This window comes from Nonomuraea sp. NPDC059194 (assembly GCF_042754765.1).
Classification (GTDB): Bacteria; Actinomycetota; Actinomycetes; order Streptosporangiales; family Streptosporangiaceae; genus Nonomuraea.
In genome coordinates this window covers 1-22,424 of record NZ_JBHZBH010000072.1, presented here as the reverse complement: position 1 = coordinate 22,424, position 22,424 = coordinate 1, and the positions used below count along the sequence as shown (strand labels likewise).

The 22,424-nt window shown below is 71.0% G+C and carries 19 protein-coding genes; 7 read left to right on the top strand and 12 right to left on the bottom strand.

The window, feature by feature from the left end; translation table 11 throughout:
• Positions 1-220 precede the first annotated feature (220 nt).
• A complete protein-coding gene (locus ACFXJ8_RS42570; RefSeq protein ID WP_379651053.1) occupies positions 221-718 on the bottom strand; it encodes a winged helix-turn-helix transcriptional regulator in 498 nt (165 codons plus the stop codon).
• Between the two features lie 87 nt (positions 719-805).
• Between ACFXJ8_RS42570 and ACFXJ8_RS42565 the strand changes: the two genes are divergently transcribed.
• Positions 806-1,399 (top strand): dihydrofolate reductase family protein, encoded by a 594-nt coding sequence (locus ACFXJ8_RS42565; protein ID WP_379651051.1) that lies wholly within the window; start codon positions 806-808, stop codon positions 1,397-1,399.
• A 521-nt stretch (positions 1,400-1,920) separates the two neighbouring features.
• On the opposite strand, the gene ACFXJ8_RS42560 is transcribed toward ACFXJ8_RS42565, so the two are convergent.
• On the bottom strand, positions 1,921-2,328 hold the full coding sequence (locus tag ACFXJ8_RS42560) for an SRPBCC domain-containing protein (RefSeq protein WP_379651049.1): 408 nt from the start codon (positions 2,326-2,328) through the stop codon (positions 1,921-1,923).
• The gene (locus ACFXJ8_RS42555; protein ID WP_379651047.1) at positions 2,318-3,166 is read right to left on the bottom strand and encodes a helix-turn-helix domain-containing protein; all 849 of its coding nucleotides are present in this window, start codon (positions 3,164-3,166) and stop codon (positions 2,318-2,320) included. Before ACFXJ8_RS42555 ends, ACFXJ8_RS42560 begins: the two co-directional genes overlap by 11 nt.
• Before the next feature lie 716 nt (positions 3,167-3,882).
• Here ACFXJ8_RS42555 and ACFXJ8_RS42550 point away from each other — a divergent pair.
• Positions 3,883-4,248 (top strand): VOC family protein, encoded by a 366-nt coding sequence (locus ACFXJ8_RS42550; RefSeq protein ID WP_379651045.1) that lies wholly within the window; start codon positions 3,883-3,885, stop codon positions 4,246-4,248.
• A gap of 667 nt (positions 4,249-4,915) precedes the next feature.
• Here the strand turns inward: ACFXJ8_RS42550 and ACFXJ8_RS42545 are convergent.
• The 4 genes from ACFXJ8_RS42545 to ACFXJ8_RS42530 all read right to left on the bottom strand — a co-directional run bounded on the left by ACFXJ8_RS42545 (position 4,916) and on the right by ACFXJ8_RS42530 (position 11,514).
• Entirely contained in the window at positions 4,916-5,095 is a 180-nt protein-coding gene (locus tag ACFXJ8_RS42545) for a ferredoxin (RefSeq protein WP_379651044.1), read from the bottom strand.
• Complete coding sequence (locus ACFXJ8_RS42540; RefSeq protein ID WP_379651042.1) at positions 5,092-6,243, bottom strand: cytochrome P450; 1,152 nt, start codon at positions 6,241-6,243, stop codon at positions 5,092-5,094. Before ACFXJ8_RS42540 ends, ACFXJ8_RS42545 begins: the two co-directional genes overlap by 4 nt.
• Positions 6,240-7,802 (bottom strand): MFS transporter, encoded by a 1,563-nt coding sequence (locus tag ACFXJ8_RS42535; RefSeq protein ID WP_379651040.1) that lies wholly within the window; start codon positions 7,800-7,802, stop codon positions 6,240-6,242. The genes ACFXJ8_RS42540 and ACFXJ8_RS42535 overlap by 4 nt, the downstream gene beginning before the upstream one ends.
• 361 nt (positions 7,803-8,163) lie before the next feature.
• Entirely contained in the window at positions 8,164-11,514 is a 3,351-nt protein-coding gene (locus ACFXJ8_RS42530) for a BTAD domain-containing putative transcriptional regulator (RefSeq protein WP_379651039.1), read from the bottom strand.
• A gap of 51 nt (positions 11,515-11,565) precedes the next feature.
• Here ACFXJ8_RS42530 and ACFXJ8_RS42525 point away from each other — a divergent pair, with 51 nt between their 5' ends.
• On the top strand, positions 11,566-12,342 hold the full coding sequence (locus ACFXJ8_RS42525; protein ID WP_379651037.1) for an acyl-CoA thioesterase domain-containing protein: 777 nt from the start codon (positions 11,566-11,568) through the stop codon (positions 12,340-12,342).
• Between the two features lie 386 nt (positions 12,343-12,728).
• On the opposite strand, the gene ACFXJ8_RS42520 is transcribed toward ACFXJ8_RS42525, so the two are convergent.
• From ACFXJ8_RS42520 to ACFXJ8_RS42510, 3 genes are all read right to left on the bottom strand, one after another.
• Positions 12,729-12,995, bottom strand: coding sequence for a hypothetical protein (locus ACFXJ8_RS42520; protein ID WP_379651035.1), 267 nt, complete (start codon positions 12,993-12,995; stop codon positions 12,729-12,731).
• Between the two features lie 272 nt (positions 12,996-13,267).
• On the bottom strand, positions 13,268-14,692 hold the full coding sequence (gene gndA / locus ACFXJ8_RS42515) for an NADP-dependent phosphogluconate dehydrogenase (RefSeq protein ID WP_379651033.1): 1,425 nt from the start codon (positions 14,690-14,692) through the stop codon (positions 13,268-13,270).
• A 103-nt stretch (positions 14,693-14,795) separates the two neighbouring features.
• The gene (locus ACFXJ8_RS42510; protein ID WP_379651031.1) at positions 14,796-15,632 is read right to left on the bottom strand and encodes a hypothetical protein; all 837 of its coding nucleotides are present in this window, start codon (positions 15,630-15,632) and stop codon (positions 14,796-14,798) included.
• A gap of 99 nt (positions 15,633-15,731) precedes the next feature.
• Here ACFXJ8_RS42510 and ACFXJ8_RS42505 point away from each other — a divergent pair, with 99 nt between their 5' ends.
• Positions 15,732-16,385, top strand: a complete 654-nt coding sequence (locus ACFXJ8_RS42505; protein WP_379651029.1) for an NAD(P)H-binding protein — start codon at positions 15,732-15,734, stop codon at positions 16,383-16,385.
• Positions 16,386-16,390: 5 nt separating this feature from the next.
• Positions 16,391-17,428 carry an aldo/keto reductase gene (locus ACFXJ8_RS42500; protein ID WP_379651027.1) on the top strand — a complete coding sequence of 346 codons (1,038 nt, stop codon included), beginning with the start codon at positions 16,391-16,393 and terminating at the stop codon, positions 17,426-17,428.
• A gap of 8 nt (positions 17,429-17,436) precedes the next feature.
• Here ACFXJ8_RS42500 and ACFXJ8_RS42495 read toward each other — a convergent pair whose 3' ends face one another.
• Positions 17,437-19,926 (bottom strand): ATP-dependent Clp protease ATP-binding subunit, encoded by a 2,490-nt coding sequence (locus ACFXJ8_RS42495; RefSeq protein ID WP_379651026.1) that lies wholly within the window; start codon positions 19,924-19,926, stop codon positions 17,437-17,439.
• Between the two features lie 101 nt (positions 19,927-20,027).
• Between ACFXJ8_RS42495 and ACFXJ8_RS42490 the strand changes: the two genes are divergently transcribed.
• Positions 20,028-20,885, top strand: a complete 858-nt coding sequence (locus tag ACFXJ8_RS42490; RefSeq protein ID WP_379651024.1) for a hypothetical protein — start codon at positions 20,028-20,030, stop codon at positions 20,883-20,885.
• On the opposite strand, the gene ACFXJ8_RS42485 is transcribed toward ACFXJ8_RS42490, so the two are convergent.
• Positions 20,864-21,211, bottom strand: coding sequence for an MmcQ/YjbR family DNA-binding protein (locus ACFXJ8_RS42485; RefSeq protein ID WP_379651022.1), 348 nt, complete (start codon positions 21,209-21,211; stop codon positions 20,864-20,866). The genes ACFXJ8_RS42490 and ACFXJ8_RS42485 overlap by 22 nt on opposite strands.
• Before the next feature lie 52 nt (positions 21,212-21,263).
• On the opposite strand from ACFXJ8_RS42485, the gene ACFXJ8_RS42480 reads away from it, so the two are divergent.
• Entirely contained in the window at positions 21,264-22,298 is a 1,035-nt protein-coding gene (locus tag ACFXJ8_RS42480) for an NAD-dependent epimerase/dehydratase family protein (protein WP_379651020.1), read from the top strand.
• Positions 22,299-22,424: the final 126 nt, after the last annotated feature.

The window sequence follows — 22,424 nt, the reverse complement described above, 5'->3', positions numbered from 1 at the left end:
TGCGGTTGCGAGGGTGTCCAGTTCGGTCGTCACACACTGAGGATGGGCGCCCTCGCCCTATCTCCGCAGCTATGCCTTGGACTCATTCATCTAGACGAAGTCCACAGAGGACAAAGCCAGCCCGATCACCGCTGTCTTGACGAAGCCCACGGAGGACAAGATGGCCAGCGCATCGACCGACCCGGATCCGTGGAAACCAGGAAGGCCCACACAGGACGCGTCAGAGCGCGGCGGCGTAGGCGTTGGCCAAGCGCTCCATGACGCTCGGACCGTCCCGTTCCGGCGCCGGTTCGCCGAGATGGATGGTCCGCAGCTCGGCCATGAACTCACGCCACAACTCCGGCCCCCCGGCCGCGAGGAGTTCCGCTCGTACCCGTAGCCGCCTCGTCGTCGGGCGGTGGTGCAGACCCCACTCACCGAGCTGGGCGAAGACCGGCACCAGCTGAATCGACGCCTCGGTCAGACTGTAGGCGGCCCGCCGTCCCGGCCCCGCGTCCTCACGGGTCAGCAGACCGGCGTTGACCAGCCGCTTCAGCCGGTCGGCCAGGATGTTGGAGGCGATCCCCTCTTCCGAACCGGCGAGCAGTTCCCTGAAGTAGCGCCGCCCCCCGAACATCACGTCCCGCAGCACAAGCAGGCTCCAGCTGTCGCCGAACGCCTCGACCGCAGCATTGATCGGACAACCCGAACGCGCCGCCCCTACCAACTCGCACCTCACCCCCCCGATCCGGTTGCAATCTACCACCGGAGTGGCTAGCGTCGAAGCACCGATTGCAATCCGCAAGCAGATAGCAGGAGGCAGCGAATGAGCGACCCGGAGCCGCAGACCGCGGGCGGAAAGGTGCTCTGGCACTTCACCATGTCACTGGACGGATTCGTGGCTGGGCCGAACCACGAGATGGACTGGGTGACCGGTGTTTCGTCCCGTCCCGGCCTGGCCGAGGAGTACGTCAAGACCACGGGCGCCGTGCTGGGGGGTCGAAACGGTTGGGACCACTTCCCGGACCCCAGCAGCGTGTACGGCGGTGCCTGGAACGGACCGATCTTCGTGCTCACCCACCACCCCGAGGACGCGACGCCCGCCGACGGGGTCACGTTCCTGAACTGCGGCCCGGCCGAGGCGGTGCGGATCGGACTGGAGGCGGCCGGCGGCAAGAACCTCGAGGTGTTCTCGCCGACCATCGGCCGTCAGCTTCTCGAACTTGGACTGATCGACGAGATCGACCTGCACATCGCACCGGTCCTGCTCGGTGAGGGCATCCGGCTGTACGACAACCCCGGCAGTGTGCCGATCCGCCTCCACCGGGTCGGCGACGGCGACCCTACGTCGGTCGTTAACGTCCGGTACCGACCCACCACAACGGCGAAGATCCCGACCGAGAGCGTTTCGGGTGCCTGAGAGACAGCGGTTGGTGTCAGGCCGCTGCGGGCGGATGGTCGGTAGCGGGTTCGGTATCCGGCGAGGCGCGCAGCAATCTTGGCGATGGTTTCGGCATGGGTGGTGCTACGTTTCGTAGTCCCGAAACTGCCGCCGCCAACGGGTCAGCCAGTTGAGCTCCTCCCCATCGCCTCGGCGTGGAAAGCTTTGTCGCTGCTTTTGACGACCCCAAGAAGCACACCGAGGCGACCCCGGCCTCCAGCAGTCGCGCCGTCATCTGGCGACGTCGACCCACGCTCATCTCCCGTTGCCCCGTTGGCGGCTCCTCGGCTTCCGGTCATGGCGCCACATGCCGGCAGAGGTTGGCCAGATGCACACGCCATCCCGCCCGATCGACGCCCACTTCGCGTTGCCGGCGCTGGCAGCTCCTCGGCTTCCGGTCATGGCGCCACATGCCGACAGAGTTGGGTCAGATGCACCCATCATCCCGCCCGACCCACGGTCATCTCGCGCTGCCGCCGTTTGCGCTCCTCGGCTTCGGGTCATGACTCGACATGCCGGCAGAGGTTGGCCAGATGCACCCGCCATCCCGCCCGATGGTCGGTTGCCATCGCAGCCCCATCAGGCAGGCGGTCCCAGCCCGTCTCCCTGATCCGGACCTCCGTATCAGCTCCACGAGTCGTCAGAACGATCTCGACGTCGGTCGAAGCCGCCTGCCCGTCGTCGAACCAGGTGAACGCCAGCACCTCCGGAGCTACGGCCCGCGTCACGAACCCGCGGGTCATCACTGGGTCGCCATGCTCGTCGGTCCAGCGCTCCTCCAACGAGCCGCCTGCCACCGGTTCCAGGAACAGGTAGTCCCACCACTCGGCCCGATCGGCGTGGTCGGCGAAAGCCCGCCATACCCGCTCGATCGGCGCGGCGACGACAGCGGTCTCATCAACGTCCATCGGCGGACCTTCCAGACAGAAGACGCCGCAGCGCCGTAGGCGTATGACCGAGATGACCGCGCACCGTGCGGGTCAGGTGCGCCTGGTCGGCGAACCCCAGCTCCACGGCAAGCTCTGCCAGGCTCGCCGCCCCTGCTTCCAGGCGTTCGAGCGCCCGGCCGACCCGCACCCGGTTGCGGTAGTGCGTGAGTGAGACGCCCATCTCCCTGGTGAAGGCCCTGCTCAGCTGGTACGGCGAGACGTCGAGCAACTGGGCCAGCGACAGGAGCCCCTCGGCAGCGGGATGGTCCGAAATGATCGCCTCCCTCGCCGCCGAGACGAGCCGCCCCCTGACCTGCGACGACCGGGGCGGGGCCATGACCTGAGCCGCGGCGTCCCCATCGGCGGTGTGGAACGCCTGTCGGAGAACGGACCCGAGCAACCCCATCAGACTCTCCGCGAGGGCGAACCCCGCATCGCCGCCCTTGGCCGCGCGGAGAAAGGCGCGGTGCGCCAGCTCGACCTTGGCATCCACGTAGACGGTCGGGCGGATTCGGGTGGGCCTGCCGCCGGTCAGGGAACGCCAGAGCGCGGGTGACAAGCTGAGCGCGGTGCACACGTCGCCTCCCGACGGGTGCGCGAACCGCTCCTCCTCCCCGGGCACGCCCCAATAGGCCATCGTCGGATCCACCAGCCCGGCGACACCGTCGGTCATCCGCCCGAACCGGCCACTGCGGACGAGCACCAGCCGGTAGTCATCGCTCACCTCGGTCTGCGACCAACCCCGATGGTCGTCAGCACAGGTCACGGCATCGACGGTGAAGCCAGGCCCGGTGCCGAGACGACGGTTGGAACGCATGATGCGAACGCTACGCCGCGCCACCGACAATTCCGGGGTCCGCAGCAGGGGGGGGCGACCTGCGCGGCACGCCCCGGAACGCGTGAGGAGCGGAGACCTGGCGCTGGCGCTAGGAGGGCGGCGGAATTGGAGACGCTGGCGAATGCGTGAAATCGGGGGAACTGCGCGCGGGCGGTCGTAGAGCGAGGCCAAGGGGTGAGCTGGCGGTGGGTGGCGTTGGGGACGGCGGGGTGGTGCTGGGGGAAACGGCGGACTCGGATTGGAGGTGGGCTGGTGCTGTGGCCTTGGGGTGAGCCGGCGGTAGGTGGCATCGGGGGACGGCGCTGTGAGTTGCGGTGGGAGCGCAGGCGGGCTGGTGACAGGTGGCGCTGGGTAGCCGGCGGGCTGCGAGTTGGCGGTGGCAGGAGGAGGTTGGAGGTGGGCGGGCGCCACATGGCGTGGAGATGAGGTGGCGGTGAGCGGAATTGGCGGAGATGCGGGGCCGCGATCGCAGGGGGAGCGAGAGATGACCTGGTGGACAGATGCGACAGAGCGGAAGCGGAGATTGCCGGGTCGCGGAATCCGTGGTTTGACGCGACAAGATCCGTGGCTCGATGCGGCAGGGCGAAGCGCGGCGCCGGAGAGGGCATCAGGTTATGTCAGCGTAAGGCCGACCACTGGATCGGTGCGCAAGAATGTTCAAGACCCGGTGCCGAGGCGGCGGGCAGCCTGGACGCATGACAACGAACACCGCCGCGCTCGCGGAAATCTCCACCATCGTCTTCGACGCCGTCCGCCCCGCCGCGCTGGCCGAGTTCTACCGCACCGTGCTGGGCGGCCAGATCACTCACAGCGATGACGACTACGCCTCCCTGGACGCGGGCGGCCGCCAGCTGGCCTTCCAGCGGACCGAGGACTACCAGGCACCCGCATGGCCGGGCGGCACCAAGCAGCTGCACCTCGATCTCAAAGTCGCCGACCTCGACGCGGCCCAGAAGGAACTGCTCGACCTGGGCGCGACCAAGCCGGACTTCCAGCCGGGCGGCGGCGACTGGGTGGTGCTGGCCGACCCCGAGGGTCACCTGTTCTGCATCGCCTCGTGAGCCAAGGGTTCCGGCCCCGCGACGGCACAGCGGGGTCCGGATAGCCCCTGCTGCGGTATCCACTAACCCGCACCGACTCCGGGCTTGGGGAGTGCCGAGGTTGACGATCCCCACCGACCCGGCGAAGGTTCGTGGACAGCACGAAAGCCGCGGAGACAGGAGTGTCTGTCGCTGTTCGGTCCCCTTCATTGCCGCCGACGGCTCTGGTGTCGGCAGGTGCACCACCGGTTTCAGCGGGACATGCGGTCAACGCGGCCCATGTGGCCGCTGCGGGAACCGCATCCCTGCTTTCAGCAGAGGCCGCAGCATCCGGCTACGCGCGGCACACCCATGTGGTCCTCGCGTTACGGCTACGCGCCGCACACGCATGTGGTCCTCACGTCGGGTGGCGCCGTTTTGTCCGGCACGCATCCTCGACGCCGATCCGGAGGGGGCGCGGTCGTATGCCGTCAGCGCGTCGTCGACGGGCAGAGCCTTCGTGAGGCCGTCATCCGTGACGGCCCCTGTTTCGGGGATGCTCTGCGTCGTCTCGCGATCGGGATCGCCGCGGTGATGGCCGCCATCGAAACGCCCAGGTACCGAGGCCGATTGGCGCTCCCGGCCCGATCTTCGACTCGGGCCGGGAACACGGTCAACGTGGTCAGTGGGGTCAGCGGGGTCAGCGGGGTCAGTCCGATCTGATCGCCTGGGTCGGGCAGCCGGTTACCGCACGCCGTACCTCGGGGCCTGAGGCCGTCTCGTCGAGAAGCACCACGCGGCCGTCCTCCTCGTCCTGGGTGAACACCTCCGGCGCGGACAGCACGCACTGTCCGGAAGAGGCGCACCGTTCGCGGTCCACCGTGATCACCACTCCACCTCCAGTCTGTGGACGCCGTAGATCGCCATGTCGTTCTTGAACGGGACCTTCTCCAGCGGCACGGCCAGACGCAGGCCGGGCAGCCGGCGGAACAGCGCCGGGTAGGCGATCTCCATCTCCATCCGGGCGAGGTTCTGGCCTATGCACTGGTGAGGGCCGAAGCCGAACGCCACGTGAGGGGTCTTCGGCCTGGTCACCCGCAGCTCGTCGGGCCGGTCGAGCAGCGCAGGGTCGCGGTTGGCGGAGGCGAGCGAACAGGTGACGAAGTCGCCCTCGGGGATCACCTGGCCGTTCAGCTCCAGGTCGGTGCCGGCGCGCCGGTACATGCCGACGTCGACGATCGACAGGTAGCGCAGCAGCTCGTCCACCGCGGTCTTGGCCGCCTCGGGGCTCTGCCGTACGAGGGCGAGCTGTTCGGGATGGTGCAGAAGCAGCAAGGTGCCCAGGCTCAGCATGTTGGCGGTGGTCTCGTGGCCGGCGATCAGCATCAGTACCGCGACGCCGATCAGCTCGTCGTCGGTCAGGTCGGTGTCGAGCAGGTCGTCGAGCAGTCCCTCGCCCGGCTCGGCGCGCTTGCGGGCGATGAGCTCGGCGAGGTAGCCGGCGAGCCTGATCAGCGTGGCCTCCTGCTCCTCCACCGTGGTGGTGAGGCTCAGGATCTTGGCGCTGGCGTGCTGGAACTCCTCTCGTTCCGCGTACGGCACGCCCAACAGCTCGCAGATCACCAGCGAGGGGATCGGCAGCGCGAACTCCTCCACCAGGTCGGCCGGACGAGGCCGCTGTTCCAGCGCGTCGAGGGTGTCGGTGACGATCTGTTCGACGCGCGGGCGCAGCCTGTTCATCCGCTGGACGGTGAACCGTCCGGTCATCAGGCGTCGCAGCCTCGTGTGCCTCGGCGGATCCATCTGGATGAACATTCCCGGATCCGGCTCTACGGCCCGAAGCGGCGCACCCAGGAAGCCTCCGTCGATCTCCGAGCTGAAACGCGTGTCGGCCAGCACCTGCCGGACCAGGTCGTGCCTGGCCACCAGCCAGACCTGGTCACCGTTGGCCAGCCGTACCTTGCTGAGCGGCTCGTCGGCCATGCCGGCGGGAGGGTCGAACGGGCAGGTGCCCCTGTCAGTGGGAATCGCTCTCATCGGTCAGCTCCTTGTCGTGTGTGGAGTGGTACCCCGGAGTCGAGTGAGTGCTCGTCGACGACGGTGGGCAGGCCGCGCAGCGTGAACAGGGCCAGCACCGCCACGACCGCCACCAGGCCGCCGCCGATCAGGGAGGTGATCTGGACGGCGTGCACGAACGCCTGGGACGCCGCCGCGACTACCGGTTCGGCGAGCTGTGCCGGAAGCTCGGCCGCCGCCTGCAGCGCCGTTCCGATCGAGTCGCGCGCCGCCTCCGCTGCCTCGTCGGGCAGGCCGCCGGGCAGACGGAGCGTCTGGCGGTAGAGGCCGCCGAGCAGGCTGCCGAGGAGCGCGATGCCCAGGGCCGCACCGAGCTCGTACGCCGTCTCGGCGATCGCGGACGCGGACCCGGCCCGCTCCTTGGGCACCGTGGCGATCACGGTGTCGGCGGTGACCGTGAACGACAGCCCCGCGCCGACGCCGATGAGCAGCAGCGAGCCGAGCACCACCGGGTAGCCGGACTCGACGGGCAGCATCACCAGCACGGCGAGACCCGCCGCTGACAGGCCGAGCCCGAGCGAGATCACCACGGCCCTGGTCCAGGCCACGGCCAGTCTGCCCGCGACCAGCGCGGCGACCGTGGACGCGGCCATCGCGGGCAGCTGCGCGAGCCCGGCCTGCAACGGTGTCCAGCCGAGCACGAACTGCATGTGGAGGGAGAGGAAGAACAGCGTGCCGACCAGCGCGAACACCGCGATCATGTCGCCGCCGACCGCGCCAGAGAAAGCTCTTCGCCTGAACAGCCGCACGTCGATGAGCGGATGGGTGAGCCTGGTCTGCCGCCTCCAGAAAGCCGTCAGCGCGACCAGCCCCACGACGGCGGCGGCCAGCACTCCGGTCTGGACGAGGCCGGTGTGGGCGGCCTCCTTGACGGCGTAGATGACGCCGATCACGCCGACGATCGACAGCAGCACGCTCGGCACGTCCATCGGGCCGGGATCGGGGTTGCGCGATTCGGGCAGCGTGATGGCCGCCACGATCAGGACCACCGCCATCACGGGGACGTTGATCAGGAAGACCGAGCCCCACCAGAAGGTGTCCAGCAGCAGACCGCCCAGCAGCGGGCCCGCGGCGGCGCCCGCCGTGGTGACCGCGCTCCACAGGCCGATCGCGGTCGTACGCTCGCGCGGGTCGGTGAAGATGTTGCGGATGATGGACAGCGTGGACGGCATGATCGTGGCCCCCGCCACGCCGAGGACCGCCCTGGCCACGATGAGCAGCTCGGGGTTGGGCGCGTAGGCGGTGGCGAGCGAGGCCAGGCCGAAGGCGGTCACGCCGGCCAGCAGGACGCGCTTCCTGCCGAATCTGTCGCCCGCGTTGCCCGCCGTGATCAGCAGGCCGCCGAGCACGAACCCGTAGATGTCGGCGATCCAGAGGACCTGGGTGCTGGACGGGCGCAGCGCCTCGGTCAGGCTCGGGATGGCCAGGTGCAGCACGGTGCCGTCGATCACGATCAGCGAGACGGCCAGGCACAGGGTGGCCAATGCCGCCCAGCGTCTTGTCCTGCTCAAGGGATTCATGCCGTCAACGATGGACCGGGGTGCGCACGCGGCCCGCACGCCGTACGCACGAGCTCGCACGCGGCCCGCACCTGCGCGCACGCCTTCCTGCGAACGGCAGGTCCCCGATCCCGCGGAACAGGAGCCGAGGGCGTGCACGTGCCCGTGCGGAACGGCTCGGCGGGCGGTGGACGCTTGGAGGCGTCGATCGGGCGTCACGGCGGCGAGAGCATCGTGTTCACGATCGAGGCCGGACGCTGGTGCTGACCGTGTCCTCAGACCGGAAGGGGCGGATGTCGGGGCATGCGGAGGGTTCGCCCGAGGGGGCTGGACTGAAAGCACCGGGCATGGTGGGTGAGAGGCGAGTCGTTGTGCTCGGCGGCTAGTACGGGAGGGACTCGGCGATCTGGTCGCGAGGGGTTTCGCGGCCCCGCCGGTAGGACCGGTCGAAGGCCTCGGCGCCCAGCGCCCTGCGCGCGTCACCGGCGGTCCGGGCCACGTCGGGCCCGTCAGGCAGTGCGACGCCGCGCAGCGACTCCGCGGCCCCCAGCAGGTACGCCGCCCGCGCCGCCGCCCCTTCACGCAGGGTCAGCTCGGCCATCGCCTCCACCGCCCCCGACGCCCCCGGTAGATCGAGCACCTTCACGAGCAGGTCGTGGGCCTCGCGCAACGTGGCACCCGACCCGTTCAGGCGTCCCATCCCGATGAGGATTCGCCCGCGTGTCTCGCTGGCGCCCAGCCAGTGGCCGGAGCAGTCCTCGAGCGCCGTCGCGTAAAGCGCGGCGGCCCGCGTGGCGTCGCCGGTCAGTCGCGCGAGCTCCGCGAGACCGTAGGTGGCGATGGCCGCCGCCTCCGAGCCGGGCAGGCGCTCCACCAGCGCGGCGGCCCGCTCCAGCTCAACGCGGGCGGCCATCAGGTCGCCCGCGCGCGCCAGCTCCGCGCCCCTGCGCGAGAGCACCAGTGCGGTGTCCTCGGCGGCGCCGAAGGGCGCGATCACCTCCAGCGCCTCCTCAGCCATCGCGATCGCCGCCGCGTGGTCGCCTCGCCAGCCGGACAGCTCCGACAACTGCAGCATCGCCTGGCCCACGCCCCACCGGTCGCCCGCCACGCGGAAGGTGTCGAGTGCCTGGCGCAGCTCGCGCTCGCCCGCGTCGACCTCGCCCGCGCCGAGGTGCAGGTAGCCGACGAGCAGCCTGGCGAACGCCCTGGTCCACGGGTCGGAGTCGGTGGTGGCCGCCAGCAGCGCGGGCAGCAGCGTCGTGTAGTCGCCTTCGGCGATCGACGGGTACGGCCTGACCATGGCGACGAGCGGATTGCGCGGCGGGCCCACCAGCCCGTTGGCCAGGTGTTCGGCATGGGCGAGCAGGTCGCGCAGATCCTGGTGCACCGGCCTCCCACCCGCGGCCAGCTGCAGTGCGCAGACGATGTACTCCTCGACCAGGCTCGGCGGCGGCTCGGGACCCACCAGGTCGAGCACCTCCACCGACGCCGCGGCGCCCTCGTGTCTGATCCCGCGCAGCCACCAGTACATCCACAGGTCGGCCACCAGCCGCAACGCCAACTCGATCCTGCGGGTGTCGATCGCGAAGCGGAGCGCGGTGCGCAGGTTGTCGTGTTCGGCCCCCAGCTCGGCCAGGCAGCGCAGCTGGCCGGGCCCTCTCAACTGCGGCTCGGCCGCGGAGGCCATGGCGGCGAACCACTCGGCGTGGGCCAGCCGTACCCGCTCCTGCTCGCCGGACTCGGCCAGCCGCTCGGCGCAGAAGGCGCGGACCGTCTCCAACATCCTGAAACGCCCGTCGTCGGCCTGGAGGATCGACTTGTCGGCCAGCGCCGTCAGCAGGTTGAGGTCGCCGCCGCAGACGCGTTCGGCGGCGGACGCCGTGGCCCCGGAGGCGAACACCGAGAGCCGGCCGGCGAGCTCGCGCTCCGCGGGATCGAGCAGGTCCCAGCTCCAGGCGACCACATCACGCAGCGTGCGATGACGCTGCGACGCGGTACGGCTGCCGCCGGTCAGCAACCGGAACCGGTCGTCGAGCCGGGCGGCCACGAACTCGGGCGTGAGCGCGCGCAGCCGTGCCGCCGCCAGCTCGATCGCCAGGGGCAGGCCATCGAGGGCGCGGCAGATGCGCAGCACGGCGTCGAGGTTGGCCTCGGTGACGGCGAACCCGTGGCGTACGGCGGACGCCCTGTCGGCCAGCAACCGCACCGCCGGATGCTCGCGCGCCTCGGCCAGCGACAGGTCGAGCAGCGGGCGGGGCAGCGGCGGGACCGGCAGGACCTGCTCGCCCGGGATGTTGAAAGGCTCTCGGGAGGTGGCGAGCAGGCGCACCCGCGGGCACTCGGCGAGGATCCGGTCGGCCAGCAGGGCGGCGGTCTCGACGACGTGCTCGCAGTTGTCGAGGACCAGCGTGAAGGAGTGGCCGGCGAGCGCCGCCACCAACGCGTCGGCGGGCGCCCGGTCCTGGGGGAAGAGCCGCGGGCTCGGCGGCTCCGGGTGGGCCTGCGGGCCCGGCGGTTCGTTGGGGACCTGCGGGCGGGGCAGCGGGCCCGGCGGCTCCGTTTGTGCCTGCGGGAGCCCGAGCGCGGTGAGTACGGCGAGGGCGACGTCGGAGTCGGGGCCGAGCGGGGCCAGTTCGACGAAGCACACCTCGCCGAGGTGTCCGGCCGCCTCGACCGCGAGCCTGGTCTTGCCCGCGCCGCCGGGACCCGCGAGCGTCAGCAGGCGGCCCTCTGCGAGCAGTTCCCGGATCAGGCGCACCTCCTCCTCACGGCCGACGAAGCTCGTCGGCTGCCGCCTCGGCCCCCGCGGCCGCAACACGGCTCCCGCGGAGGCGGGCTCAACAGGCCCACCAAACGCCTGCGAACCGGATGCCTGCACCTCGGACGTCGGCCCGCCGGACGAGGCCGCATCGGACATGAGAGCGGCTGAGATGGGCGCACCGGACGCGGCAGAGCCGGACGCGGGTGTCGCGGAAACGGGCATCTCGGTAGCAGACGCACCGGACACAGGTGCGCCGGACGTGGATACATCAGGCGCGGATGACAGCAGGCGCAGGTGCAGCTCGGCCAGCTCGGGGGAGGGGTCGACGCCCAGCTCCTCGGCCAGTGTCCTGCGCGCCCCCTCGAACGCCTCCAGCGCCTCGGCCCGGCGCCCCGCCCCCGCCAGGGCCCGCATGTGCTGGCCGCGCAGTCGTTCGCGCAGCGGGTGCCGCATGACCAGCTCGCCCAGCTCGGCCACCAGCTCGCCCGCGGGAGCCGTACCGTCGATCAGGTCGGCCTCCACCCGGTCCTCCAGCGCGCCGAGCCGTAGCTCCTCCAGCCTGGCCGCCTCGCCCTCGGCGAACGGCAAGCCCAGCACGTCGGCCAGCGCGGGACCGCGCCACAGCCCGAGCGCCTCCCGCAGCAGTCGCGAGCGCTCACCGGCCGCGGGCGCCCGCCTGGCGTCGGCGACCAGCCGGGCGAACAGATGGGCGTCGATCTGCAGCGGCTCCACTACCAGCCGGTAGCCCCCGGGACCCAGCTCCAGCGGCACGCCGACCAGGCCGCGCAGGCGCGACACCTGTGACTGCAGCGCGTTGACCGTGCCCGAGGGCCCGTAGATGTCGTTGATCAGCCGCTCGACCGACACGACCCGCCCCGCCTCCAGGGCCAGGAGGACGAGCAGGCCGCTGAGCCTGGCACCCCGCACGGGGACGCCGGCCACCTCCGTGGAGCCGAGCACGCCGAATCGCATATCTAGATTGTCGCCACCGGCGCGCGCCCCGGCGTTTTAGAATCCGATTCTGTGGATAACAACGGGGCGTTCTTCGCCCTCACCCAGGGCGAGTTCGTCCCCGCCCCGCACGCGCACAGCCCGTGGGCGACCGACATGCTGCACGGACGGCTCCTCGGCGGACTCGCGGCCAGGGCGCTGGAGGCAGAGCACGGCGAGGAGGGGCTGCGCTTCGCCAGGTTGACGGTTGACTTGTTCCGCAACACCCCGTTGCTACCCATCGCGGTCGAGACGGTCAAGGTCAGGGAAGGCCGCAGGATCAGGGTCGCCGACGCCGTGCTCTCCACCGCGCAGGGCCCGGTCGCGCGGGCCAGCGCGGTGCTGCTGCGGGAGGGCGAGCAGCCGCCTGGCGAGACGCTCCCCACCAAGCAGTGGGACGCGCCCGTGCCCGACGGCCCTCCGGTGACCCAGGGGCTGCGGCTGCCGTTCGATCTGTGGCAGCTCACCGCCTGGGGTGTCGATCCTGGACCGCACAGGGCGTGGGTCAGGGAGGCGTTCCCGCTGGTGGAGGGCGAGGAGGTCACGCCGTTCACGCACGCCGCGCTCGCCGCGGACTTCGCCAGCCCGCTCAGCAACGTCGGTACGGCGGGGCTGCACTTCATCAACGCCGACTACACGCTCACGCTCAGCCGCCTGCCGCGCAGCAGGGAGCTCGGCATGGAGGCGTCGGGTCACCTGAGCGCCGACGGCATCGCGCTGGGCCAGTGCGTCATGCACGACACCATGGGGCCGATCGGCTACTGCGTGGTGACCGCCGTGGCCAATACCGCGACTCGGGCGTTGCGCTGACGGAGACCGCCGTCCCAGCCCCGCCGCCAGCCCTGCCACGCGGGGCGATGACCGCCTTCGTCAACCCGCGGTCATGAGCTACCGAGAGCGTAATAATCCGTGAGGTGGGGGTCCAAGGTCTTCGGTGCTGAGGTGAGCCCCCCGTCCGTGCTCGTCGACACCGTCGCGTAGGCCGGAGGGGCGCGGTGCCTCGCGTCCCTGTCCTCCGGGGACGTGCCGTCCCGCAGGTCGAGCGCCCTGGCCGCCGTCACCGGGCCGTCCTCCTGAGACGGCGCCACCTGAGGTCCCTCCGCCCCGAGGCCCGGCGGCGGCCGCGCCGGCGCGTCCGGGCTCCAGGTCCGCGGGTCCGTCGAGCGGCGCACGCCCGCTCTGGTCCCCCCGCTCTGTCAGTACGGCAGCAGCCGCACTCCATCGCCCGCGGCCGGCACCGGCGGCACATCGGCCATGGTGGGAAAGTCGTGCCAGGTGGCACCCGTGTGCGTCCTGCGCTTGGCGATCGTGATGCCCCTCAGCAGGGCGTAAGGCACACCAGAAGCGACCCGGATGCACCCGCCGTCGATCGAGCCCCGCTTGTGGAGCGTGGGGCCCAGGCCCTCGTGCGCCGACTCCCCCTCGGCACGCCTCGCCGTGCCGAAGACCACGGGCTCGCCCACGCACGGCCCCGCCGTGTCCGACTCTGGTCATAACACCCCACCCCTCTTCCGTCCCCGCCCAACATCCGGTACGGCAAGCACCAGGAAGCCCACCGTAGTCACCGGTGACCCTCTGTCCATGCACGCCACTCCAGCGGGACTCCGGTGCTCGCCGTCACATCGGGCTCGTACCCCTCCACTCCTACAGGACGCCAGGTAAAAGCGGGGAAAACCCCTGAAGCCCCGCAGCGGCAACGCTGCGGGGCTAGAAATCTACAATGTAAAGGCGAGGGTCAGGCCGGGTGCTCGGCGCGGTCGCCCGACCAGTCGGTGTGGAAGGCGCCCTCCTTGTCGACCCGGTGGTAGGTGTGCGCGCCGAAGTAGTCGCGCAACCCCTGCACGAGGGCGGCCGGCAGCCGGTCCCTGCGCAGCCCGTCGTAGTAGGCCAGCGCGGAGGAGAACCCCGGAGTCGGCACGCCGATCTTCACCGCGGTGATCACCACCCGTCGCCACGCGTCCTGGGCGGCGGCCAGCGCGCTCGCGAACCCCTCGTCGGCCAGCAGCGTCGGCAGGGCGGGGTCGGCGTCGTAGGCGGCGCGGATCCGGTCGAGGAAGCGTGCCCTGATGATGCAGCCCCCGCGCCAGATCGTGGCCATCGCGCCGAGGTCGATGTCCCAGCCGTACTCCTTGGCGGCCGCCGCGATCTGGTCGAAGCCCTGCGCGTAGGCGACGATCTTGGACGCGTACAGCGCCTGCCGTACGTCCTCGATCAGCTCCTTGCCGGCGACGCCCGACAGCGAAGGGCCCTGCAGGCCGCGGGCGGCCGCGCGCTGCTCGGGGTGGCCCGACAGGGCGCGGACGAAGACCGCCTCGGCGATGCCGGTGACGGGCACGCCGAGCTCCAGCGCGCTCTGCACGGTCCAGCGTCCGGTGCCCTTCTGCTCGGCGCGGTCGACCACGATGTCGACGAAGGGGCGCCCGGTCTCGGCGTCGACCTGGTCGAGCACCTCGGCGGTGATCTCGATGAGATAGGACTCGAGGTCGCCCTCGTTCCACTCGCGGAAGACCTGGGCCAGCTCGGCGGGGGTGGCGCCGAGGGCCTGGCGCAGCAGGTCATAGGCCTCCGCGATGAGCTGCATGTCGGAGTACTCGATGCCGTTGTGCACCATCTTCACGAAGTGGCCGGCGCCGTCGGGGCCCACGTAGGTGGCGCAGGGGACGCCGTCGACCTTGGCCGAGATGTCCTCCAGCATGGGGCCGAGCGCCTCGTAGGACTCGCGGGAGCCGCCGGGCATGATGCTCGGGCCGAGCAGCGCCCCCTCCTCGCCGCCGGAGATGCCGGTGCCGACGAAGTGGATGCCGCGCTCGCGCAGCGCCGCCTCCCTGCGCCTGGTGTCCTCGAAGTGGGCGTTGCCGCCGTCGACGATCATGTCGCCCGGCTCCATCAGGTCGGCCAGCTGGTCGATGACGGCGTCGGTGCCCGCGCCGGCCTTCACCATGATGATCGCCCTGCGTGGTCGTTTCAGCGAGGCGACGAACGTCGCCATGTCCTCGGCGGGCAGGAAGGTGCCCTCTCCGCCGAACTCCTTGACCAACGCTTCGGTACGGCTGTGCGAGCGGTTGTGCACGGCGACGGCGTAGCCGTGGCGGGCGAAGTTGCGGGCCAGGTTGCGGCCCATGGTGGCCAGCCCGGTGACGCCGATGTCTGCCAGATCCATGTCAGCTCCTCTTACGGGGATACGCACCCTTCACCTGATCGGTTTGGCGGTGCGCGGTTATTCCCCCAGATGCGCGGTGGTCCGTCTGTCCATTGTGGGCACGTCACAGCAGGACGATGACGGTCAGGCCGACGACCAGGTCGACCACGGCGCACCATTCGGCGTAACCGCGGGGCACCACGGCGTCGGCGCGGTGGTGGGCCAGGTCCCACAGCGAGTGGACGAGCCAGCCGCCGGCGACGAGGTAGCGGGCGGTCGTCTCGTCGACCGACATCGCGATGGCGGCCAGGGCCAGGTAGGCCAGCAGGCCCGCGATCTGGAGCGCGAGGACGCGTGGGTTGCCGAGCGTCCTGCGGTACGCGCCGATGGCGAGGTAGGCGCCGGGAAGGAACAGCAGGATCCACGCCGGGGGAACGAAGGGGTGAATCCAGGTGTCGAAGGTCATCAGGAGCGCGATCCACGTCGGCCACCGCTTCTTCAGCACGGCGGCCAGCGGGTGCGACGGCTTGCGGTCGTGGGCGTGCTCGTGGTGGCCGCGGCTGTACTCCTCGCGCCGCCACAGCATGGCCGCCAGCATGGCGGGGAGCATGAGCACGTGCCCGGCGAGCATCACCGTCCCGCCCGATACGGCGCCCAGCCAGAAGGGCGGCAGGAGCAGCAGGAACGGCACGTACATGGCGGCGCCCATCTCGACGACGGGCGCCCAGGCGTGACCGCGATGGCGCATCCACACGGTCATGGCGGCGGTCATGTTCGTGGCCATGATCATGGCGCCCACGTCGGTCCGGCTGAAGACGGCGGTCAGGCCGAGCCACTGGCCGGCCGCGGTCCAGACGGGGCCCAGCAGCACCATGCCGACGATCATCGCGAGCACCATCTCGCCGTAGTGCCTGGCGAACAGGAGGGTGGGGGACTGGGAGATCTTGGACGTTTCTGTCATGACCTCAGAATCCCGGCGGCACCGCGCACGCGGCAGATGAACGATGTCATCGAAGGACCGTGCGCAACGCACGGATCGCCCGTGTGAAAACCTGGAGGCATGCGTGTGGTGATCGCGGGTGGACACGGGAAGATCGCGCTCCTGCTGGAGCGGAGGCTGGCCGAGCGGGGCGACCAGGCCGTCGGGCTGGTCCGCAATCCCGGCCATCGGGCCGACGTGGAGGCGACGGGCGGGCAGGCCGTCGTCTGCGACCTGGAGAGCGCGGACGTCGACGAGGTCGCCAAGGTGCTGGAGGGCGCCGACGCGGTCGTGTTCGCCGCGGGCGCGGGCCCCGGCAGCGGGGCGGCCCGCAAGGACACCGTCGACAGGGCCGCCTCCGTGCTCATGGCAGAGGCGGCCGAGCGGGCGGGCGTGCGCAGGTTCGTGCAGATCTCCTCGATGGGGGCGGGCGCGCCGCCGCGTGCGGGCACCGACGAGGTGTGGGCGGCCTACATCGCGGCCAAGACCGCCGCGGAGACCGACCTGCGCGGGCGCGACCTCGACTGGACGATCCTGCGGCCGGGCAGCCTGACCGACGAGCAGGCGCGGGGACGGGTGCTGCTCGCGCCGCCGCCGCTGTCCAGGGGCACCGTGCCGCGCGACGACGTGGCCGCCGTCGTGGTGGCGCTGCTCGACGAGCAGGGCACCGTCGGCAGGACGTTGGAGCTGGTTAGTGGCGATGCCTCCATCGCCGACGCCGTTCGGGCACTGTAGGAAGGGTGACTGAATACCGCGTACTCGGCAGGACCGGTCTCAAGGTCAGCCCGCTGTGCCTGGGCGCCATGATGTTCGGCGCGTGGGGCGAGCCGTCGGTGGAGGAGTCGGCCAGGATCATCGGGCGCGCGCTCGACGCGGGCGTCAACTTCATCGACACCGCCGACGTCTACTCCGGCGGGCAGTCGGAGGAGTTCGTCGGCCACGCCCTGGCCAAGTCGGGCAGGCGCGAGGAGATCGTGCTGGCCACGAAGGTGCACGGCGCGATGGGCGAGGGCCCCAACCAGCGCGGCAACTCCAGACGATGGATCTTCCAGGCGGTCGAGAACAGCTTGCGCAGGCTGGGCACCGACTGGATCGACCTGTACCAGATCCACCGGCCCGACCCCGACACCGACATCGAGGAGACCCTCGGTGCGCTGACCGACCTGGTACGGCAGGGCAAGATCCGCTACCTGGGCAGCTCGACGTTCCCCGCCTACCAGCTCGTCGAGGCGCACTGGGCGGCCGAGCGGCGCGGCCTCGAGCGGTTCGCGTGCGAGCAGCCGCCGTACTCACTGCTGGTGCGCGGCATCGAGGCCGACGTGCTGCCCGTCGTGTCTCGCTACGGCATGGGCGCCATCGTCTGGAGCCCGCTGGCCGGAGGGTGGCTGAGCGGCGCCTACCGGCAGGGCGCCGAGCCGCCGCGTTCGAGCCGGGCCGAGCGGCTGCCCGAGCGCTACGACCTGGCGTTGCCGGCCAACCGGCGCAAGCTGGAGGTCGTCGAGGCGCTGGCCATCCTGGCCGAGGAGGCGGGGCTGACGCTGATCGAGCTGGCGCTGGCGTTCACGCTGCGGCATCCGGCGGTGACCTCGGCCATCATCGGGCCCAGGACGATGGACCACCTGGAGAGCCAGCTCACCGCCGCCGAGGTGAAGCTGAGCGACGACGTCCTCGACCGGATCGACGAGATCGTCCCGCCCGGCGTCACGCTCAACGCGGGCGACAAGGGCTGGCAGCCGCCCGCCCTGACCGATCCGGCGCTGCGGAGGCGGCCCTCCTAGCTCGCTCGCTACCCTTCCGCGGCCTGGTCGGCGAGGACGCGCACCTGCAGCTCGCCGTCCGACACCTCGACCTCCACGGTGTCGCCCTCCTTGGCCTCGCCGTTCAGCAGCAGCGTGGACAGCCTGTTGTCCAGCTCGCGCTGGATGGTGCGGCGCAGCGGCCTGGCCCCGAACTCCGGCTGGTAGCCGTGCTCGGCCAGCCAGTCCTTGGCCTGCTCGGTGACGGTGAGCTCGACGCCCTGACCGCGCAGGCGCTGCCTGGTCTTCTCCAGCAGCAGGTCGACGATCTGCCGCAGTTGCTCGCTTTCGAGCCGGCTGAAGATGATGACCTCGTCGATGCGGTTGAGCAGCTCGGGCTTGAGCGTGGACTTCAGCAGGTCCATCAGGCGCTCTCTGACGTCCTCGCCGCCCTGCATGATGAGGTGGGCGCCGATGTTGCTCGTCATGATCACGATGGTGTTGGTGAAGTCGACGGTACGGCCCTGCCCGTCGGTCAGCCTGCCGTCGTCGAGCATCTGCAGCAGCAGGTTCATGACGTCGGGGTGCGCTTTCTCGATCTCGTCGAGGAGCACCACGGTGTGCGGGCGGCGGCGCACGGCCTCGGTCAGCTGCCCCGCCTCCTCGTAGCCGACGTAGCCGGGCGGCGCGCCCACCAGCCTGGCCACGGTGTGGCGCTCGCCGAACTCGCTCATGTCGATGCGCACCATGTGGTCCTCGCCGCCGAACAGCGCCGCGGCCAGCGCCCTGGCCAGCTCGGTCTTGCCGACGCCCGTCGGGCCGAGGAACAGGAAGCTGCCGATCGGCCGGTTCGGGTCCGACAGCCCGGCCCTGGCCCGTCGTACGGCCTCGGCCACGGCGGTGACGGCCTCGTTCTGGCCGATGACGCGCTCGTGCAGGTGCTGCTCCAGCTTGATCAGCCGCTCGCGCTCCTCCTCGGTCAGCTGCGCGACGGGGATGCCGGTGCGGCGCGAGACGACCTCGGCGATGTCGGCCATGGTGACGGACGGCACGCTGTCGTGCTCGCGGCGGGCGCTGTCCAGTTCGGGGCGCAGGGCGTCTATCTCTGCGGTGACCTCCTTGGCCCTGTCGAAGTCGTCGCCCGCGATCGCCTGGTCCTTGTCCCTGTGCAGCGCCGCCAGCCGTTCCTCCAGTTCGCGCACGTCGGCGGCGGGCGTGCGGGAGCGCAGCCGCACCCTGGCGGCGGCCTGGTCCATCAGGTCGATGGCCTTGTCGGGCAGCCACCTGTCGGCGATGTAGCGGTCCGACAGCTTCGCCGCCGCGTCCAGTGCCTCGTCGGTGATGCGGACCTGGTGGTGGGCCTCGTAGGCGTCGCGCAGGCCGCGCAGGATCTCGATCGTCTCGTCCACGGTCGGCTCGGGCACCAGGACCGGTTGCAGGCGGCGTTCGAGGGCGGCGTCCTTCTCGATGTTCTTGCGGTACTCGTCGATCGTGGTGGCGGAGATGACGTGCAGTTCGCCGCGCGCCAGGGCGGGCTTGAGGATGTTGGCGGCGTCCATGCCGCCCTCGGACGCACCCGCGCCGACCAGGGTGTGGACCTCGTCGATGAAGACCACGATCTCGTCGGAGTGCTGGCGCACCTCGTCGATGACCTTCTTGATGCGCTCCTCGAACTCGCCCCGGTACTTGGTGCCCGCCACCATGCCGGTCAGGTCGAGGGCGATGACACGGCGGTCCTTCAGCGTGTCGGGCACGCTGCCGTTGACGATGCGCTGGGCGATGCCCTCGACGATGGCGGTCTTGCCGACGCCGGGCTCGCCGATGAGCACGGGGTTGTTCTTGGTGCGGCGCGAGAGGACCTCGATGGACTGCTCGATCTCGTCCTCGCGGCCGACGACGGGGTCAAGGTCGCCCTTCCTGGCCTCCTCGGTCAGGTCCCTGCCGTACTCGTCGAGCGCGGGCGTGTCGCTCTTCTTGGCGGCGGCGCCGTCGTGGGGCTGGGCGATGGCCGCCTCTTGCAGCTCGTTGGCCGAGACGCCCTGCTCGGCCAGCAGCCGGGAGGCGGCGGAGTCGGGGTTGGCGGCCAGCGCGAGCAGCAGGTGCTCGGGGCCGATGTAGGAGGCGCCGAGAGCGCGGGAGATGCGCTGGGCGTCCAGGACGGCCCGCTTGGCGGCGGGGGAAAGCGTGGTGGGCGGCTCGCCCGGTTCGCCCGCCGGGACCATGGCCTCGATGCGGTCGCGGAGCTTGCCGGGGTCGGCTCCGGCGGCCGACAACAGTCCGCGCGCCTGATCGTCCTGGGTGGCCGCGGCCAGCAGGTCGAGCACGTCCAGATCGGCGGCGCCCCGGCCGGCGGCCGTGTCGATGGCGCGGGCCAGCAGCGCCCTGGCCGGTTCGCTGAGCAGCCTGCCCACGTCGACCCGCTGGACGCCGGGCCGGGCGGGCGGCCATGCGTCCATGCCACCCCCGAACATCCGGCCGCTGAGCTGCTCGAACCCTCTGAACGGGTCTCCGAAGAACGATCCGAATGGCGTATCAGACATAAATCCTCGATTGCCTGATATGCCCATATACAAGCCCCAAAGTGGGCAAAGTGACGGGACGCGATGTGGTGGCACAACGAAGGTCTGGTAGATATGTGCGGATGCGAATCAAGTCCTGGGCAGCCGTCGCGGCCGCCGTACCCCTGCTGACCGGGACGCCCGCGCAGGCCGAGGCCGCGCCGAAGGTACCCCCGGGCACGACGGCCGGATACGTGGTCTTCGACAGGGTGGCGGGGAAGATCGTCGCCCACCGGCAGGCGCACCGGGCGTTCAGGTCGGCGTCGGTGATCAAGATCCTGATCGCGGTCGACTTCCTCGAACGGACCGCCAAGCCCACGGGACGCGACCTGACCACGCTGAAGGTCATGCTGCGCTCCAGCGACGACGACGCGGCCTCGGCCCTGTGGGACAGGGGCGGCAAGGGAAAGATCGTCACGCGCATGGCCAGGAAGCTCGGCCTGGCCGACACCACGCCGCCACCGGCCGCCAAGCCGGGCTTTTGGGGCTACACCTCGCTGAGCGCCTACGACGACGTGGCCAGGACCTACCGCTACCTCATGGACAGGGCCGATCCCAAGGTCCGTGACCTGATCATCGGGCACCTGCGGCGGGCGACCCCCTGCGGCACCGACGGCTTCGACCAGTACTTCGGCATCCCGCGCGGCCTGCCCAAGCCGTGGGCGGTCAAGCAGGGCTGGTCGGGCTTCGGCACGGTCCCGCCGGTCAGATGCGCACCCGCCGGAGCCGGAGGCGCCGTGGTCGTCCCGCAGAGCCAGGCGCGGCTGCCGCTGGTACCCGACCTCGGCCGGCCCGTCCTGCACACCACGGGGCTCGTCGGCAAGGATGACCGGCTCATCTTCGTGCTGCTGACCGCCCACCCCGCGGGCGGCGGCTGGAACGACTCGGTCAGGCGCACCACGACGCTGGCGCGCGACCTCTACCGCAGCCTCTCCAGGTAAGCGGCGTAGACCTTCTTCGGCACGCACATCCGCCACGCCTCGGTCACCAGCTCGCGCATCTCGGGCACGTCGAGGGCGGCCATGCGCGCCTCCACCCAGTGAAAGCGCAGGTCGCTCTCACGCGGCAGGAAGAACGTCGCGGGCTCGGCGGCGACCAGCGCCGCGCGCTCCTCCTTGGGAAAGCCGAACCCCATCGTCGTCTCGTCCCTGGAGAAGGTGACGTAGACGATCTTGCCCACGCGGAACTTCACCCGGTCGCGGATCAGGTGCTCGGAGGAGCGGGGCAGCCGCGCGGCCAGATCGCGCACGTCGTCGACGGTGATCACCCTGCCAATCTAACGCCGGTTTCATCCAGGCACACCTGGGCAGTCGCGCATCATGAGAGTCATCGTGGTCGGCGCGACGGGCAACGTCGGAACCAGCGTCCTGGAGGCACTCGAGGCCGAGCCCCTCGTCACCTCCATCGTCGGCGTCGCGCGCCGCCGCCCCCGATGGAGTCCGGGACCCAAGACCACCTGGCACACCGCCGACGTGGCCGAGGACGACCTCACCTCGGTGTTCGAGGGGGCCGGGGCCGTCGTGCACCTGGCCTGGCTGTTCCAGCCGACCCGCGACCCCGCCATCACCTGGCGCGCCAACGTGCTCGGCAGCATGGCCGTCTTCCGCTCCGTCGCCCAGGCCAGGGTGCCCGTCCTGGTCCACGCCTCCTCCGTCGGCGCCTACTCGCCCGGACCGAAGGACCGCGCCGTCGACGAGTCCTGGCCCACCCACGGCTGGCCGCGCGCCGCCTACGGCAGGGAGAAGGCCTACGTCGAGCGCGTCCTCGACGTGTTCGAGCGCGACCACCCGGACACCAGGGTCGTCAGGATGCGGCCGGCGTTCATCTTCAAGAGGGAGGCGGCCAGCGAGCAGCGCAGACTGTTCGGCGGGCCCTTCGTGCCCGGCAGGATGATGCGCCGCATGCCGCTCATCCCTGACATCCCCGGACTGCGGGTGCAGGCCCTGCACGCCTCCGACGCCGCCCAGGCCTACCGGCGCGCCATCGTCTCCGACGTGTCGGGCGCGTTCAACCTCGCGGCCGACCCCGTCCTCGGCCCCGCCGAACTGGCGGGCCTGTTCGGCGCCCGTCTCGTGCCGCTGTCGCCGTGGCTGGCCAGGAGCGCGGTCGCGGCAGGCTGGCACGCGCGCCTCATCCCCGCCTCTCCCGGGCTGCTGGAGATGGCGCTCAACCTGCCCATCCTCGACACCACCCGCGCGCGCACCGAGCTGCGCTGGGAGCCGGCGTACGGCGCGACGCAGGCGATGCGCGAGATGCTCGAAGGGCTGGCCGGCGGCGAGGGCATGGACACCCCGCCCCTGGCCCCCGGCCACCTGAGGCAGGAGTTCACCACAGGAGTGGGCGCCAGGCCGTAGGGGGGTTGCCGTGGGGCCCCGGGGGGGGGGGGGCCCGCAGGCGAGGCCGCGGGGGGGGTGGAGGACCAGTTTTTGGGCCCCCGGGAGAGTTATTTGGATAAAGTGTGCGCGGTGGGCGCCCGCCCC

Excerpts from the sequence above, each read along its gene's own strand:
- ACFXJ8_RS42565 (WP_379651051.1), top strand. The coding sequence starts at position 806 with ATGAGCGACCCGGAGCCGCAGACCGCGGGCGGAAAGGTGCTCTGGCAC.
- ACFXJ8_RS42560 (WP_379651049.1), bottom strand. The coding sequence starts at position 2,328 with ATGGACGTTGATGAGACCGCTGTCGTCGCCGCGCCGATCGAGCGGGTA.
- ACFXJ8_RS42555 (WP_379651047.1), bottom strand. The coding sequence starts at position 3,166 with ATGCGTTCCAACCGTCGTCTCGGCACCGGGCCTGGCTTCACCGTCGAT.
- ACFXJ8_RS42550 (WP_379651045.1), top strand. The coding sequence starts at position 3,883 with ATGACAACGAACACCGCCGCGCTCGCGGAAATCTCCACCATCGTCTTC.
- ACFXJ8_RS42540 (WP_379651042.1), bottom strand. The coding sequence starts at position 6,243 with ATGAGAGCGATTCCCACTGACAGGGGCACCTGCCCGTTCGACCCTCCC.
- ACFXJ8_RS42535 (WP_379651040.1), bottom strand. The coding sequence starts at position 7,802 with ATGAATCCCTTGAGCAGGACAAGACGCTGGGCGGCATTGGCCACCCTG.
- ACFXJ8_RS42530 (WP_379651039.1), bottom strand. The coding sequence starts at position 11,514 with ATGCGATTCGGCGTGCTCGGCTCCACGGAGGTGGCCGGCGTCCCCGTG.
- gndA (WP_379651033.1), bottom strand. The coding sequence starts at position 14,692 with ATGGATCTGGCAGACATCGGCGTCACCGGGCTGGCCACCATGGGCCGC.
- ACFXJ8_RS42510 (WP_379651031.1), bottom strand. The coding sequence starts at position 15,632 with ATGACAGAAACGTCCAAGATCTCCCAGTCCCCCACCCTCCTGTTCGCC.
- ACFXJ8_RS42505 (WP_379651029.1), top strand. The coding sequence starts at position 15,732 with ATGCGTGTGGTGATCGCGGGTGGACACGGGAAGATCGCGCTCCTGCTG.
- ACFXJ8_RS42495 (WP_379651026.1), bottom strand. The coding sequence starts at position 19,926 with ATGTCTGATACGCCATTCGGATCGTTCTTCGGAGACCCGTTCAGAGGG.
- ACFXJ8_RS42490 (WP_379651024.1), top strand. The coding sequence starts at position 20,028 with ATGCGAATCAAGTCCTGGGCAGCCGTCGCGGCCGCCGTACCCCTGCTG.
- ACFXJ8_RS42480 (WP_379651020.1), top strand. The coding sequence starts at position 21,264 with ATGAGAGTCATCGTGGTCGGCGCGACGGGCAACGTCGGAACCAGCGTC.